At 74.9% G+C, this 14,726-nt stretch carries 13 protein-coding genes; 6 read left to right on the top strand and 7 right to left on the bottom strand.

Annotated elements, in window-relative coordinates; genetic code table 11:
* Positions 1 to 25: 25 nt before the first annotated feature.
* Positions 26 to 2,131, bottom strand: a complete 2,106-nt coding sequence (gene glgX, locus CLV72_RS28355; RefSeq protein WP_106252576.1) for a glycogen debranching protein GlgX — start codon at positions 2,129 to 2,131, stop codon at positions 26 to 28.
* A 443-nt stretch (positions 2,132 to 2,574) separates the two neighbouring features.
* Here glgX and CLV72_RS28350 point away from each other — a divergent pair, with 443 nt between their 5' ends.
* The 3 genes from CLV72_RS28350 to CLV72_RS28340 are packed head-to-tail and all read left to right on the top strand — an operon-like array spanning position 2,575 to position 5,719.
* Positions 2,575 to 3,237, top strand: a complete 663-nt coding sequence (locus CLV72_RS28350) for a response regulator transcription factor (protein ID WP_106252574.1) — start codon at positions 2,575 to 2,577, stop codon at positions 3,235 to 3,237.
* Positions 3,237 to 4,730, top strand: coding sequence for a sensor histidine kinase (locus tag CLV72_RS28345; RefSeq protein ID WP_106252572.1), 1,494 nt, complete (start codon positions 3,237 to 3,239; stop codon positions 4,728 to 4,730). The genes CLV72_RS28350 and CLV72_RS28345 overlap by 1 nt, the downstream gene beginning before the upstream one ends.
* The gene (locus CLV72_RS28340; protein ID WP_211303150.1) at positions 4,727 to 5,719 is read left to right on the top strand and encodes a TAXI family TRAP transporter solute-binding subunit; all 993 of its coding nucleotides are present in this window, start codon (positions 4,727 to 4,729) and stop codon (positions 5,717 to 5,719) included. The genes CLV72_RS28345 and CLV72_RS28340 overlap by 4 nt, the downstream gene beginning before the upstream one ends.
* A gap of 24 nt (positions 5,720 to 5,743) precedes the next feature.
* Here the strand turns inward: CLV72_RS28340 and CLV72_RS28335 are convergent, their stop codons facing one another.
* A complete protein-coding gene (locus CLV72_RS28335) occupies positions 5,744 to 7,381 on the bottom strand; it encodes an acyl-CoA dehydrogenase family protein (RefSeq protein WP_106252570.1) in 1,638 nt (545 codons plus the stop codon).
* Complete coding sequence (locus tag CLV72_RS28330; protein ID WP_106252567.1) at positions 7,381 to 7,977, bottom strand: TetR/AcrR family transcriptional regulator; 597 nt, start codon at positions 7,975 to 7,977, stop codon at positions 7,381 to 7,383. Before CLV72_RS28330 ends, CLV72_RS28335 begins: the two co-directional genes overlap by 1 nt.
* Positions 7,978 to 8,239: 262 nt before the next feature.
* Here CLV72_RS28330 and CLV72_RS28325 point away from each other — a divergent pair, with 262 nt between their 5' ends.
* Positions 8,240 to 8,863, top strand: a complete 624-nt coding sequence (locus CLV72_RS28325; RefSeq protein WP_245930493.1) for a DUF1707 SHOCT-like domain-containing protein — start codon at positions 8,240 to 8,242, stop codon at positions 8,861 to 8,863.
* Between the two features lie 15 nt (positions 8,864 to 8,878).
* Here the strand turns inward: CLV72_RS28325 and CLV72_RS28320 are convergent, their stop codons facing one another.
* Genes CLV72_RS28320 through CLV72_RS28305 form a run of 4 tightly spaced genes read right to left on the bottom strand, consistent with a single transcriptional unit; the run spans position 8,879 to position 12,238 of the window.
* Positions 8,879 to 9,664, bottom strand: a complete 786-nt coding sequence (locus CLV72_RS28320; protein ID WP_245930492.1) for a sirohydrochlorin chelatase — start codon at positions 9,662 to 9,664, stop codon at positions 8,879 to 8,881.
* Positions 9,661 to 10,335, bottom strand: a complete 675-nt coding sequence (locus CLV72_RS28315) for a phosphoadenylyl-sulfate reductase (protein WP_106252999.1) — start codon at positions 10,333 to 10,335, stop codon at positions 9,661 to 9,663. The genes CLV72_RS28320 and CLV72_RS28315 overlap by 4 nt, the downstream gene beginning before the upstream one ends.
* A 14-nt stretch (positions 10,336 to 10,349) precedes the next feature.
* Positions 10,350 to 10,550 (bottom strand): Insertion element protein, encoded by a 201-nt coding sequence (locus tag CLV72_RS28310; protein ID WP_106252565.1) that lies wholly within the window; start codon positions 10,548 to 10,550, stop codon positions 10,350 to 10,352.
* Positions 10,547 to 12,238, bottom strand: a complete 1,692-nt coding sequence (locus CLV72_RS28305) for a nitrite/sulfite reductase (protein ID WP_106252563.1) — start codon at positions 12,236 to 12,238, stop codon at positions 10,547 to 10,549. The genes CLV72_RS28310 and CLV72_RS28305 overlap by 4 nt, the downstream gene beginning before the upstream one ends.
* Positions 12,239 to 12,655: 417 nt before the next feature.
* Between CLV72_RS28305 and CLV72_RS28300 the strand changes: the two genes are divergently transcribed.
* Together CLV72_RS28300 and CLV72_RS28295 are read left to right on the top strand one after the other, a co-directional pair.
* On the top strand, positions 12,656 to 13,861 hold the full coding sequence (locus CLV72_RS28300; protein ID WP_146159600.1) for a YihY/virulence factor BrkB family protein: 1,206 nt from the start codon (positions 12,656 to 12,658) through the stop codon (positions 13,859 to 13,861).
* 5 nt (positions 13,862 to 13,866) lie between these two features.
* On the top strand, positions 13,867 to 14,640 hold the full coding sequence (locus tag CLV72_RS28295; RefSeq protein WP_106252559.1) for an HNH endonuclease family protein: 774 nt from the start codon (positions 13,867 to 13,869) through the stop codon (positions 14,638 to 14,640).
* Positions 14,641 to 14,726: the final 86 nt, after the last annotated feature.

Raw genomic sequence — 14,726 nt, 5'->3', positions numbered from 1 at the left:
GCCGCCGGACCGGCGCGGGCGGCCCTCAGCGCCTGCGCCGCAGCAGCACCAGCGCGTTGCCGCACACCACCAGCCGGCGCCCGGCCCGCAGCGCCGCCCGCCCCGCCACATCGGGCCGCTCGGTGTCCAGCACCACCTCCCAGCTCTCGCCGTAGGCGGTGCCCGGCAGTTTGAACTCCACCTTGCCGGGGGCGGCGTTGAGCAGCAGCAGGAAGGAGTCGTCGGTGACCGGCTCGCCCCGCGGGTCCGGCTCGGTGATCGCCGACCCGTTCAGGAACACCACCAGCGAGCGGTGGCCGTCCGCCCAGTCGCCGTCGTCCAGCTCCGTGCCGCGCGGGCTCAGCCAGGCGATGTCGCGCAGCCGCTCGTCGTGCGGGGCGGCGCCCAGGAAGAAGCGGCGGCGCCGGAACACCGGGTGGGCGCGGCGCAGCGCGGCCAGCCCCCGGACGAACTCCAGCAGCTCCTGGTTCTCCGGCAGCGCCGCCCGCTCCCAGTCCACCCAGGCCGTGGCGTTGTCCTGGCAGTAGGCGTTGTTGTTGCCCTGCTGGGTGCGGCCGATCTCGTCGCCGTGGGAGAGCATCGGCACGCCCTGCGACAGGAACAGCGTCGCCAGCAGGTTGCGGACCTGGCGGGCCCGCAGCTCGGTGATGCCCGGATCGTCGGTGGGCCCCTCCACGCCGTGGTTCCACGAGCGGTTGTCGTCGGTGCCGTCGCGGTTGCCCTCGCCATTGGCCTCGTTGTGCTTGGACCCGTAGGACACCAGGTCGGCCAGGGTGAAACCGTCGTGGCAGGTGACGAAGTTGATGGACGCCACCGGGCGGCGCCCGTCGTCCTGGTACAGGTCCGAGGAGCCGGCCAGCCGCGAGGCCAGCTCCGGCAGCACCGGCTCGCCCCGCCAGAAGTCGCGCACGGTGTCGCGGTACTTGCCGTTCCACTCCGTCCACAGCGGCGGGAAGTTCCCCACCTGGTAGCCGCCCGGGCCCACGTCCCACGGCTCGGCGATCAGCTTCACCTGCGAGATCACCGGATCCTGCTGCACGATGTCGAAGAAGGTCGACAGCCGGTCCACATCGTGGAACTCCCGCGCCAGCGCCGAGGCGAGGTCGAAGCGGAAGCCGTCGACGTGCATGTCCAGCACCCAGTAGCGCAGCGAGTCCATGATCAGCTGCAAAGCGTGCGGGTGGCGCACGTTCAGGCTGTTGCCGCAGCCGGTGTAGTCCAGGTAGTAGCGCCGGTCGTCGTCGCGCACCCGGTAGTAGGACGCGTTGTCGATGCCGCGCAGACTCAGGGTCGGCCCCATGTGGTCGCCCTCGGCCGTGTGGTTGTAGACCACGTCCAGGATCACCTCGATCCCGGCGGCGTGCAGCTCCTTGACCATCGCCTTGAACTCCAGCACCTGCTGCCCGCCGGTGCCACTGGCGGCGTAGGCGTGGTGCGGCGCCAGGAAGCCCAGCGTGTTGTACCCCCAGTAGTTCGTCAGCCCCCGCGCCACCAGGGCGTGCTCGGGCACCGACTCGTGCACCGGCATCAGCTCCAGCGCGGTGACGCCCAGCGAGGTGAGGTACTCGATCATCGCCGGGTGGGCGATCCCGGCGTAGGTGCCGCGCAGCGCCTCCGGGATGCCCGGGTGCGCCACGGTGAGCCCCCGCACGTGCGCCTCGTAGATCACCGTCTCGTGGTAGGGGACCCGCGGCGGGCGGTCGTCGCCCCAGTCGAAGAACGGGTTCACCACCACGCACTTGGGGGTGTACGGCGCGCTGTCGTCGATGTTGAGCTGCGAAGGGTCGGTGAACCGGTAGGAGAACAGCGACTCGTGCCAGCGCACCGGCCCCTCGACCGCCTTGGTGTAGGGGTCGACCAGCAGCTTGGCCGGATTGCACCGCAGCCCCCGCGCCGGATCGTAGGGGCCGTGCACCCGGTAGCCGTAGCGCTGGCCGGGGGAGACCTGCGGCAGGTAGGCGTGCCGGACGAACCCGTCGACCTCGGTCAGCTCCACCCGGCGCTCGGTGCCGTCGGCGTCGAACAGGCACAGCTGGACCGCCTCGGCCGCCTCGGAGAACACGGAGAAGTTGGTACCGGCGCCGTCCCAGGTGGCTCCGAGAGGGTACGGCTCACCAGGCCACACTTCCACCGGTGTACCTCCTTGTCCGCGCGCCTGCCCGCGCGCCGCGTGCCGGGGATCATGACGGACCGCTCGTACCCGCGCCCGGCGGCTTTCACGCCTGCCGGAGCGAGCCGCGGTCGCGCCGATTCTCCCGCACCGCGCGGCCGGATGTGGACCGGTTCAGCCGTGTCGTCCCCTCGCCGCGCCGCCCCCGGTCGGCCTCCCGGCGTCCGGCCCTGGCCACCGGGCGCCCGAGCGCGCATCCGGATGCTCCTCGGACAGGCGGGATCCGCGGCTTTCGCGGTAGTTTCGGGTGTGGGCGGCGAGCGTGGTCACGGGGGACGTCCGGCGGGGGCCGGCCGTTCGGCGACGGCCGCCCCCGCCGGCCGCGCCCCGGCCGGCGGTGGGGCGGACCGCCCCGGCCCTGCGGGCCGGCGGCGGTGCGAGGAGGCGCGAGGATTGAAGGTGCCGTGCGAATCCTGCTGGTAGAAGACGACGACGGCGTCTCCGCCGCCATCGGGGAGTTCCTGGAGGCCAACGGGCACACGGTGCTGCGGCTGCGCTTCGGCGCCGACGCCCTCATCCGGCACCGCAGCGGCGAACTCGTGCTGCTCGACCTCGGCCTGCCCGACCTGGACGGCCTCGACGTGCTGCGCAAACTGCGCCGGGTCACCGACATGCCGATCCTGGTGCTCACCGCCCGCAGCGACGAGCGGTCGGTCATCCGCGGCCTGCGGCTGGGCGCCGACGACTACCTCACCAAACCGATCAGATCGGGCGAGATGCTGGCGCGCATCGACGCGGTGGCGCGCCGCGCCGCCGCCCGCGTCAGCGCCCCGCCCTCGGAGCTGCGCGTGTCCGACGTGCGGATCGAACTGGCCACCCGCCGGGTGTTCGTCGGCGGCACCCGGGTGGAACTCACCGGCAAGGAGTTCGACGTGCTCGTCTCCCTCGCCTCCCGCCAGGGCGCCGCCGTCTCCCGCGAGCAGGTCCTGGACGAGGTCTGGGGCACCGCCTACGTCGGCGGCTCGCGCTCCCTGGACGTGCACATGGCGCAGCTGCGCCAGAAGACCGGCCGGCCCGGCCTGTTCCACACCATCCGCGGCTTCGGCTACCGGCTCGGGGAGAAGTGATGCGCCGTCGCCTGCTCGGAGTGCTGCTCGCCTTCTCCGTCGTCGCCGTGGCCTGCTTCGCGGTGCCGCTGCTCACCGCGCTCTCCGACGAGCGCACCAAGGGCCTGGAGCTGTCGCGCACCGCCGACCTCGCCTGGTTCGCCATGCTCGCCAAGTACGCCGACGAATCCGGCAGCCCGATGCGGCTGCAGAGCGAACTGCTCAGCTTCCACGCCCTGTACGGTGAGGACGTGCTGGTGGTGGACTCCGATCGCAACCTGGTCGCCTCGGCCGGCGACATCGACGCCGGCCAGGACGAGGTCCCGCACCTCATCGACGTCGCGCTGCGCGGCGGCACCACCTCCTACATCCCCTCCATCTGGCCCTGGAGCAGCGAGGACGTGCTGCTCGCCCGGCCCTTCGGCACCGGCATCGGGGTCTCGGGCGCCATCGTGATGCGCGCCTCGGTGGACCAGGCCGCCGCCGACGTCGCGGTCAAACACGCCATGGTGCTCACCGGCGCCGTCGTCGCGATGGGGGTCTGCGCGCTGCTGTGCGGCTACGTCACCCGCTGGGTGCTGCGGCCGCTGGCCAATCTGGAGCGCGGCGTGCGCGCCCTGGCCGAGGGCCGGTCCGGCGCCGAGGTGCCCGACACCAGCGGCCCCCCCGAACTGCGCGACGTCGTGTCCTCGTTCAACCGGATGTCGCGCTCGCTCGCCGAGGCCGCCGCCACCCAGGCCCAGCTCGTCGCCGACGCCTCCCACCAGCTGCGCAACCCGATGGCCGCGCTGCGGCTGCGCATCGACGCCATGGGCGGCTGGGTGCCCCCCGAGCGCGACCGCTCCTACCAGGCGGTGCTGCGCGAGGTGGAGCGGCTGGAGCACCTGATGGACGGGCTGCTCAAACTCGCCCTCGCCGACTCCAAGGCCACCAGCCTGGCCGCCCCCCGCGAGGCCGCCGCCGGCGAGCCGGCGCTGCCCGAGGCCGGCGACGAGGTCTGCGACGTCGCCGTGGTGCTGCCCGAGCGGCTCGACGCCTGGCGCGACATCGCCGACGCCGGCGGCGTGCACCTCGCCTCGCCCAGCGCCGACGACGGCGAACCCGTCCCCATCCGGATGGCCGAGTCGGAGTTCGCCCAGGTCCTCGACATCGTCATCGACAACGCCGTGAAGCACGCCGGGGCGGGCGCCACCGTGCGCACCGAGGTCCGCGCCGACGGCCCCGAGGCCTACCTCCAGGTCACCGACGACGGCCCAGGACTGCCCGCCGCCGAACTGCCGCTGGCCACCCGCCGCTTCTGGCGGTCCACCCGCGGGCACGCCCCCGGCAGCGGGCTGGGGCTGACCATCGCCGAACGCCTCGTCGTCGCGCGCAAGGGCCGCTTCGAACTGCGCCGCGTCGACCCGCACGGCCTGTCCGTGCGCATCGCGGTGCCGATGAGCGGCCCCGCCCCGCTGCCCAGGGCCCGCGCCCAGGCCGCCACCGCGCGCGGCGTCCGGCAGCCCACGCCGTGACCGCCCGGCGGAGCGCCCGGCCGATCAGCCGCCGCACCGCGGCACGCGCCCTGGCCGGGCTGGCCGGCGCGGCCGCCCTGCTCGGCGCGGTGGGCTGCGCCTCCGGCAGCTACCAGGGGGCCCGGCGGGAACTGGCCATCGCCGCCGGCGAACCCGGCGGCTTCTACCTGACCTTCGCCGACATGTTCGCCGCCCGCGTCAACGCCGTCGAACCGCAGCTGCACGCCGTCGCCGTCCCCACCCAGGGCAGCCTGGCCAACCTGGAGCTGCTGCGCGGCGGCGAGGTGGACCTCGCGCTCGTCCTCACCGATGTGGCCAAACTGGCCCGCCAGGACGCCGCCCTGGTCGGCGGCGCCGTGCCGCTGGCCGCCCTCGGCCGCGTCTACCAGAACTACACCCAGCTCGTCGTGCCCGCCGACCACCGCGCCGAGGAACTGGCCGACCTGCGCGGCGGCACCCTGTCCCTGGGCGCCCCGGGCGCGGGCGTCACCGTGGTGGGGGAGCGGCTGCTGCGGGTCGCCGGCCTCACCGAGGACGCCCTCACCGTGCGCAGGCTGCCGCTGGCCGCCGCCGGCGAGCAGCTGCGCGCCGGCGGCATCGACGGCCTGCTGTGGTCGGGCGGCATCCCCACCCCCGCGCTGGACCGCATCGCCGAGCGGCAGCGGGTGCGGCTGCTCCCGCTGGCCGCCCTGCTGCCGCGGCTGCGCGCACTGCACGGCGCCGTCTACGAGGAGGTGTCGGTCCCGGCCGGCACCTACGGCCTGCCGGGGGAGACCCCGACCGTGGGGGTGGCCAACCTGCTGGTGTGCTCGCCGTCGCTGCCCGACGACGTGGCCGACGCGATCGTGCGGGTCCTGGTGAGCGAGGCGGCGCGGCTGCTGCCGCCCGAGGCGCTGGGCACCCAGTACCTGGACCTGCGCAGCCTGATCGGCACCCAGGTGCCGCTGCACCCCGGCGCCGTCGCCGCCTACCGGCGGCTGCACGGCTGAGGCGCGCGCCCGCGCCCGCCGCGCTCAGGGCGCCTTGGGGCGCACCCGCTCGATGACCGCGCCGAGGTCGGCGCCGGGCGGCAGGGTGCCGAAGGCGTGCCCCCAGTCGCCGCCCAGCCGCGAGGCGGTGAACGCGTCGGCCACCGCCGGATCGCCGTAACGGACCAGCAGCGACCCTTGCAGCACCAGCGCCAGCCGCTCCACCAGCCGCCGCGCCTGCCCCGGCTCGGGCTCCTGGCCGCCGGCCAGCTCGCCGCCCAGCGCGGCGGCCGCCGCGTCGAGGCGCGCGTCGGCGCCCCGGGCCGCCTCGGCCTCCGCCAGCAGCGCCTCGACCCCGGCCGGCTCGCGGCGCACCGCGCGCAGCACGTCCAGCGCCGCGACATTGCCCGAACCCTCCCAGATGGAGTTCAGCGGGGACTCGCGGAAGATCCGCGGCATCCCCGACTCCTCCACGTAGCCGTTGCCGCCCAGGCACTCCATCGCCTCGGCGGCGTGCGCCGGCCAGCGCTTGGTCACCCAGTACTTGCCGACGGCCACCGCCAGCCGGCGCAGCGCCCCCTCGGCGGCGTCGCCGCGCGCCTCGGCGTCGACCGCCCCGGCCAGCCGCATCGCCAGGGTGGTGGCGGCCTCGGACTCCACCGCCAGATCGGCCAGCACATTGCGCATCAGCGGCTGGTCGGCCAGGTAGGCGCCGAAGGCGCGCCGGTGCGCGGCGTGGTGCACGGCCTGGCGCAGCCCCGCCCGCATCCCGGCGGCCGCGCCCAGCACGCAGTCCAGCCGGGTGGCGTTCACCATGTCGATGATGGTGCGCACCCCGCGGCCGTCCTCGCCCACCAGCCAGCCGGTGGCGCCGTCGTACTCCACCTCGGCCGAGGCGTTGGAGCGGTTGCCCAGCTTGTCCTTGAGCCGCTGGAAGTACAGGGCGTTGCGGGCGCCGTCGGGCAGCACCCGGGGCAGCAGGAAGCAGGAGATCCCGGCGTCGGTGCGGGCCAGGGTGAGGAACACGTCGCTCATCGGGGCCGAGGTGAACCACTTGTGGCCGGTGAGCCGCCAGGTGCCCCAGGCGTCGGGCACGGCCCGGGTGGTGTTGGCGCGCACGTCGGAGCCGCCCTGCTTCTCCGTCATCGACATGCCCGCCAGCAGGCCCCGCTTGGACAGCGGCGGCAGCGGCCGCACGTCGTACTCGGCGGCGGCCAGCAGCGGCAGGTAGTCGGCGGCCAGCTCCGGGGAGTGGCGCAGCGCGGGTGCGGCGGCGTAGGTCATCGAGACCGGGCAGTGCACCCCATAGTCGACCTGGCTCCACACGTAGAAGCGGGCCGCGCGCACGGTGTGGGCGCCGGGGCGCCCGTCCAGCCAGGGCCCGGCGGTGACGCCGCCGCGCACGGCCGTGTCGAGCAGCACGTGCCAGGAGGGGTGGAACTCCACCCGGTCCACCCGGTTGCCGTAGCGGTCGTGGGTGCGCAGCACCGGCGGGTTCTCGTCGGCGGCCCGCCCCCACTCCTGCGCCGCCTCCGACCCGGCCAGCTCGCCCAGCTCGTGCAGCGCGGGGGCGCCCCAGCCGCCGCCGTGGCGCTCCAGGCCCGCCAGCAGCGCGGGGTCCTCGGCGAGGTCGTGGCCGGCCAGCGGCGGCACCTGGTTGGTGACCGCGTGGGTGGGGGGCATCAGTAGGTGCCGATCGCGCGCAGGGTGAAGGAGGTGAGGCTGGGCACCGTGTCGGGGGCGGCCCGCCCCGACTGCAGCGGCGCCACCAGCGCCTCGGCGATCGCGCCGACCAGCGCGGCGGCGGTGACCTCCGCGTCCTGCTCCGGCAGCTCCTCGAACAGCATCCCTTCGGCGATGACCTGCGCGAACACCCCGCTGAACGCCCGCCGGAACCGCAGCCGCTCGGCGTCCACGGCGATGTCGACCGGCTCGGCCAGCAGCGCGTAGGCCAGCACCGGCTCGCGCAGCGCCCGCTCGCAGAAGGTCTCGACCATGGCGGCGATCCGCTCCGAGGCGCGCCCCGGGGAGCCGGCCGCCTCGGCCACCGCCGCGATCTCCCGCTGGCAGGCGGTGCGGAACACCTCGGTGACCAGGCTCGCCTTGTTCGGGAAGTGCCGGTAGACGCTGCCGGTGGCGACCTGGCCGTGCCGGGCCACCGCCGCGACCGAGCAGCCGGCGTACCCCTCCTGCGCGACCAGCGCGAGCGCTGCCGCCAGGATGCGCTCGCGCGAGGCCGTCAGCCGGGCCTCCACCGCGGGGGTGCGTCGGTACGCCATGTGGGACTCCGTCACTGGGGCTGGCGGGGGAGGGAAGGCCGCTGGTGGGCACCCCTGGTCTGCTAGGAGTGAACCGTAGTTCATTGTTTCGCCGGATCGCGCCGCCGCCAAGCCGAAGCCCGGGCCGCGGCCTGTCCACATCCGGCATGATGGCGGTCCGGACCCGGTGGGAAGCGGGCGAATCGCGATGTATCGTGATCTTGCGGTACAGACCGGGAGGAGCGCGGCCCCGTCGCGGGCGCGGCGAGTGAGGTGGACGAGCGTGGACGACCAGTCACCGGCCAGGCGCGAGCCCGGACCCGCGCCGATGCGGGCCTCCGACGCCGAACGCGAGGCCGCCGTGGAGCGGCTGCGGGTCGCCGTCGGCGAGGGGCGGCTCACCCTGGAGGAACTCACCGAGCGCACCGAGGCGGCCTACCTGGCCCGCACCCGCGACGAACTGGCCCGTATCACCGACGACCTGCCGGCCGACACCGCCCCGGCCGCCCCCGCGCGCACCGGCGAACCGGTCCGCCTGTTCGCCGTCATGGGCGACACCGTGCGCAAGGGCGTATGGAGCGCCGACGGCCCCGTGCAGGCCTTCGCCGTCATGGGCGACGTCACCATCGACCTGTGCGACGCCCAGGTCGGCTCCGACACCGTCGAGATCAGCGCCGCCGCCCTGATGGGCGACATCAAGGTCATCGTCCCCGAGGGCGTCGCCGTCGAACTGGAGGGCGTCACCGTCCTCGGCGACAAGCGCGACGACACCTCCGCCGCCCCCACCCCCGCCGGCCAGGCCCGCCCCCGGGTGCGGGTGCGCGCCTACACCCTGATGGGCGATGTCAAGGTCCGCCACCCCAAGGTCCCCAGGAAGCGCCGCGGCCACTTCCGCTTCGGCCGCTAGCCGCCCCGGCCGCCCTCAGCCGCGCACGGCCGGTTCGCGCAGGGCGGTGCTGTAGCGGTGCACGACGACGCCGGCGATGCGCGGGTCGGCGCCCAAGACGGGCGAGACCGCGTAGGCGCCGGCCGACAGGGCGTCGCGGCGCACCCGGTCGGCGAACAGGCCGGGCGCCAGCAGATAGGTGGCGACGGCGACCCGCGCGGCGCCCGCGGCCAGCCGCTCGCGGACGGCCTCGGCGGGAGTTGGGGCGGCGGCCGAGGCGTAGGCCGGGACCACGCTGTGCCAGCCCTCCCCGCGCGCCGCCCAGTCGCGGGCGACCCTGGCCACGGCGGCGTTGGCCGCCGGATCGGCGGAGCCGGCCGCCGCCAGCACCACGGCGGTGCCCGGGTCCGGGTGGGCCCCCGCCGCCGCCAGGCGGTCGCCCAGCACCCGGGTGAAGGCGGGGTGCGGGCCGAGCACCGGCGCGGTGCGCACCCGCAGCCACGGCAGCTCCTCGCGGACGCCCGCCAGCGCCCGCGGGATGTCGACCGCGCTGTGGTAGGCGGCGGTCAGCAGCAGCGGCACCACCACGGCCTCGCCCGCGCCCTCGGCCGCCAGGGCGGCCAGCGCCTCGGGCAGCGAAGGGGCGGTGTGGTCCAGGAACGCGGCCCGCACCCGCAAGCCCCGCCGCCCGGCGGCGGCCCGCGCCGCCAGCTCCCGCACCACCGCCTCGGCGCGGGGGTCGCGGCTGCCGTGCGCCACCGCGACCAGCGGCGCGGGACCCGGCACCGCGCCCTCGGCGCCGCCAGCCGGCGACGCCGTCACAGGTGGATGCCGCACTCGGTCTTGCCGGTGCCCGCCCAGCGGCCGCTGCGCGGGTCGGCGCCCGGGGCGACGCGGCGGGTGCACGGGGCGCAGCCGATGGAGGGGTAGCCGTCGGCGTGCAGCGGGTTGACCAGCACGCCCTGCTCGGCGATGTAGCGGTCGACCTGCTCGGTGGTCCACGCGGCGATCGGGTTCACCTTCACCATCCGCCTGCGCGCGTCCCACTCCACCACGCCGACCCTGCGGCGCAGCGCGGTCTCCTCGCGCCGCACCCCACTGATCCACGCCTGGTAGGGCTCCAGCGCCTCCCGCAGCGGCTCCACCTTGCGCAGGTGGCAGCAGATGTCGGGATTGCGGTTGTGCAGCCGCGGTCCCAGGTCGCGGTCCTGCTCGGCGACGGTGCGCTTGGGCACCACGTTCACCAGGTTCACCGGGTAGACGGCGGCCACCGCGTCGCGGGTGCCGATGGTCTCGGCGAAGTGGTAGCCGGTGTCGATGAACAGCACGTCGATACCGGGCTTGACCCGCGAGGCCAGGTCGATGACGAGGGCGTCGCTCATCGAGGAGGTGACGCACAGCCCGTCGCCGAAGGTCCGCGCCGCCCAGCCGATGATCTCCTCGGCCGGCGCGCCCTCCAGCTCCTCGGCGGCCGTCGCGACCAGCGATTCCATGTCCAGGGTGATGCTCACGGGACCCTCTTTCTCAGGTCGTGCTCGGGGGCGTCCTGGCTCGGGGAGCCGATTCCGGCGAAGGACAGCCGGAAGGCGCGGGCGCAGGACCGGCAGTGCCAGCCGGCGCCCTGCCCCGCCTCGGAGGCGGCCGGGTACGGGAACAGGTCCTCGTCCCCGCAGTACGGGCAGTAGTAGGGGGCGGCGCGCTCGCTCATGCCAGCTCCGCGTCCGGCGCCCGGCGCACCCAGGAGGCGAAGGTCTCCTCGCCCTCGCGCCCGTCCAGGTAGCGCCGCAGCACCCGCTCGACGTAGTCGGGCAGCTCCTGCGCGGTGGTCTTCAGGCCGCGCACCTTGCGGCCGAAGCCGCTGTCGAGGCCCACGGCCCCGCCCAGGTGCACCTGGTAGCCCTCCACCTGCCTGCCCTCGGCGTCGGTCACCAACTGGCCCTTGAGGCCGATGTCGGCGACCTGGATGCGCGCGCAGGAGTTCGGGCAGCCGTTGACGTTGATGGTGACCGGCGCCGGGAAGTCCGGCAGCCGCCGCTCCAGCTCGTCGATCAGCGTCGAGGCGCGGGCCTTGGTCTCCACGATCGCCAGCTTGCAGTACTCGATGCCGGTGCAGGCCATCGTCTGGCGGCGGAAGGTCGACGGGTTCACCTGCAGGTCGGCGGCCTCCAGCGCCGCCACCAGCGAGTCCACCCGCTCCGCCTCGACGTCGAGCACCACCATCTTCTGCTCCACGGTGGTGCGCACCCGGTCCGAGCCGTGCTCCTCGGCGATGTCGGCGATGCGGTCCAGCAGCTCCCCGGAGACCCGCCCCACCCGCGGCGCGAAGCCCACGTAGAAGCGGCCGTCGCGCTGGCGGTGCACCCCGACGTGGTCGCGGCGGCCGTCGCGCGGCTCCTCGGGGGCCGGGCCGTCGGGCAGCGCGTAGCCCAGGTACTCCTTCTCCATCACCTCGCGGAAGCGCTCGGCGCCCCAGTCGGCGACCAGGAACTTGATCCGGGCGCGGTGGCGCAGCCGCCGGTAGCCGTAGTCGCGGAAGACCGAGCAGACCGCCGCCCACACCTCGCTGACCTGGTCGGGCCGGACGAAGGTGCCCAGGCGCTGGGCGAACATCGGGTTGGTGGACAGCCCGCCGCCCACGAACAGGTCGAAGCCGGGCGCGCCGTCGGGGCCGGTCACCCCGACGAAGGCGACGTCGTTGATCTCGTGCACCGTGCAGTGCGCCGAGCAGCCGCTGATCGCCGACTTGAACTTGCGCGGCAGGTTGGAGAAGGCCTTGTCGCCGATGTGCTCGTCGTAGATCTGCCGGATCTGCGGGCTGGCGTCGATGACCTCATCGGCGTCGATGCCCGCCAGCGGGCAGCCCATCACCACCCGGGGGGTGTCACCGCAGGCCTCGGTGGTGTCCAGGCCGACGGCCTCCAGCCGCTCCCAGATCGCCGGGACGTCCTCGATGCGCACCCAGTGCAGCTGTACGTTCTGCCGGTCGGTGATGTCGGCCGTGCCGCGCGCGTAGGTGCGCGAGATCTCGGCGATCGCCCGCAGCTGCGCCAGGTCCAGCTGGCCGCCGTCGATGCGCACCCGCAGCATGAAGTAGCGGTCGTCGAGCTCCTCGGGCTCCAGCACGGCAGTCTTGCCGCCGTCGATACCGGGCTTGCGCTGGGTGTACAGGCCGAACCAGCGGAAGCGGCCGCGCAGGTCGGCCGGATCGATGGAGTCGAAGCCGCGCTTGGAGTAGATGTCGATGATGCGCGCGCGGACGTTGAGCCCGTCGTCGTTCTTCTTGTTCTCCTCGTTCTTGTTCAGCGGCTCGCGGTAGCCGAGTGCCCACTGGCCCTCGCCGCGCTTGGGCCGGTTGCGGCGCGGCGCGGTGGCACGTTGCTTGGGTGCGGGAGGCATGGATGCGCGTCCTTCGATTTCGTGGACCGGGTGTCCGGACGGGAACCGGATGGGTCGAGGACGCGTGCGCGCGAGTCACCCCGGCGCACTTCATCGTGCGCGGCGGGCGGGGCGGGAGAAGTCGGCGGGACGACCCCTGGGCATCACGCGTCCGGCAGAATGCGGACGTGGAGACGGGGCGTCAGCAACAGATGGCGCTGCGGACACGTAGCAGATCTACGTGGAGGCGGCACACCAGCCTCAGCTCGACAGCGGCGGTCATAGCCCGACTCTGTCACGCGCTCGCGCCGATGTCCAGGTCCGGACGCCCCCGCGGCGGGTGAACAGCGCCACTCCCCGTCAAATCGACTAAACCTACCATGAAAGAAGGAAATCCGGTGTGACCCACCGGTGACCGGCGGGCCCTACCGTGGGGCCGTGCCCGACGCGCCCGCCGCGGGCGGCCCCGCCGCCCCGCCCGCCGCCCCCGCGGCCGCCCGCCCCAACTGGCGCACCCGCGCCGCCCGCGCCGCCCAACGGACCCGCGCGCTCACCGCCCGCGCCCTGCGCCGCCCCCCGGCCCGCTTCGTCCGCGCCACCGCCCGCGCCGCCGCCGACTCCCGGGTACTGGGCCTGGCCGCGGAAGCGGCCTTCTGGGCACTGCTCGCCCTGCCCGCACTCGTCTTCGGACTCATCGGCACCCTCGGCCACCTGCGCGGCATCGTCGGGGCCACCACCATCGCCCAGTCCCGGCAGTGGCTGCTGGACACCGCCGCCACCTTCCTCACCGCCGACGCCGTCGACCAGATCGTCGCCCCCCTCGTCGACGACGTGCTCCGCGGCGGCCAGGGCGGACTGCTCTCCCTCAGCTTCCTGCTGTCGCTGCTGACCGGATCCAGCGCGATGACCGTGGCCATCGAGGCGCTGACCATCGCCTACGGCCTGGACGGCATCCGCGGCTTCCTGCGCACCCGCATCCTCGCCCTCGCCGTCTACCTCGGCTGCATCGCCTTCGCCGCCCTCGCGCTGCCCCTGCTGGTCGCCGGACCCGAACTCGTCCTGGCCGCCGCGCCCGCCGCCGCACCCTGGCTCGCCCCGCTGTACTGGCCGCTGGTGTGCGCCCTGTGCACCGCCGCCCTCGGCGTCTTCTACACCGTCGCCGTCCCCGTGCGCACCCCCTGGTGGAAGGACCTCCCCGGCGCACTGCTGGCCATGGCCGCCTGGATCGGCGGCTCCGCCGCGCTGCGCCTGTACTTCGGCACCGCACTGGGCGGCGCGAGCCGGCTCGGCGTGCTGGCCGCGCCCATCGCGGTGCTGCTGTGGCTCTACGTCAGCGCCCTGGCCGTCATGATCGGCGCGGTGCTCAACGCCCAGATCGACCGCACCTGGCCCGACCCCGCCACCCGCGAGGCCCGCCGCCGCCTCCAAGGCGCGCCCGGCCCCGCCGCCCCGGTGCCCCCGCCGCGCACCGGCCCCGCCCCCGCGACGCCGCCCGCCGACCCGCCCGCCGCGGCCGGGTCCGGCCCCCCGCCCGCCGCCGCCGGGTCCGCCACGGTGGCACAATCGGCTCCGGCCGCACCCGCCGACGACCCGCCGCCCGGCACCGGCCGACCCGCCCCCCGCCCGACCGACCACGACAGGTGAACCCGATGCCGCGACCGCGCGCCCCCCGCCGCACGGCACCCGCCCCCCGCAGCCGCGGCGACCGCGGCGCCGCCTCCCGCGGCCTGGTCGTCCTCGCCGCCCTCATCATCCTGGGCCTGGTCGGCTACTACGGCACCGACGAGGACCGCGTCGCCGACCTCCTCGACCTCTTCGGCGCCGCCGACTCCACCGCCACCGCCCAGTCCGGCGACCCCGCCGCCGACGCCGCCGACGCCCCCGCCGCCCGCGAGCGCCTGGCCGGCCTCACCGTCATTGAACCCAGCGGCTGGCCCGACTACGACCGCGACGCCTTCAGCGGCGGCGACTGGGCCGACCCCGACGGCAACGGCTGCGACGCCCGCAACGACATCCTCGCCCGCGACCTCACCGAAACCGAGACCGACGCCGACTGCCGCGTCCTGCGCGGCACCCTCGACGACCCCTACACCGGCCGCACCATCGAGTTCAGCCGCGACCAGGCCAACGCCGTGCAGATCGACCACATCTACCCGATCGCCACCGCCTGGCGGATGGGCGCCCACGCCTGGGACGACGACCGCCGCGCCGAGTTCTACAACGACCCCGCCAACCTCCTCGCCGTCGACGGCCCCGCCAACAGCGCCAAGGGCGACTCCGGCCCCGCCGAATGGCGCCCCGACGACAGCGCCTTCCACTGCCGCTACGCCATCCTCTACATCGACGTCGCCCACGGCTACGACCTCCCCGTCACCCAGGCCGAGCACAACGCCCTGAGCACCCTCCTGGACGCCTGCGGATGATCCATCCCAAAACGGGTACTCCCGCCCGTTAGTCCACCCACCCGGCGCGGGTATGCAATAGACCCGACCAGCCCGCGAACCGGGGC

This window comes from Allonocardiopsis opalescens (assembly GCF_003002095.1).
Lineage (GTDB): Bacteria > Actinomycetota > Actinomycetes > Streptosporangiales > Streptosporangiaceae > Allonocardiopsis > Allonocardiopsis opalescens.
Note: the sequence above shows the minus strand (reverse complement) of the source record. Positions and strands in the feature narration are given on the sequence as shown.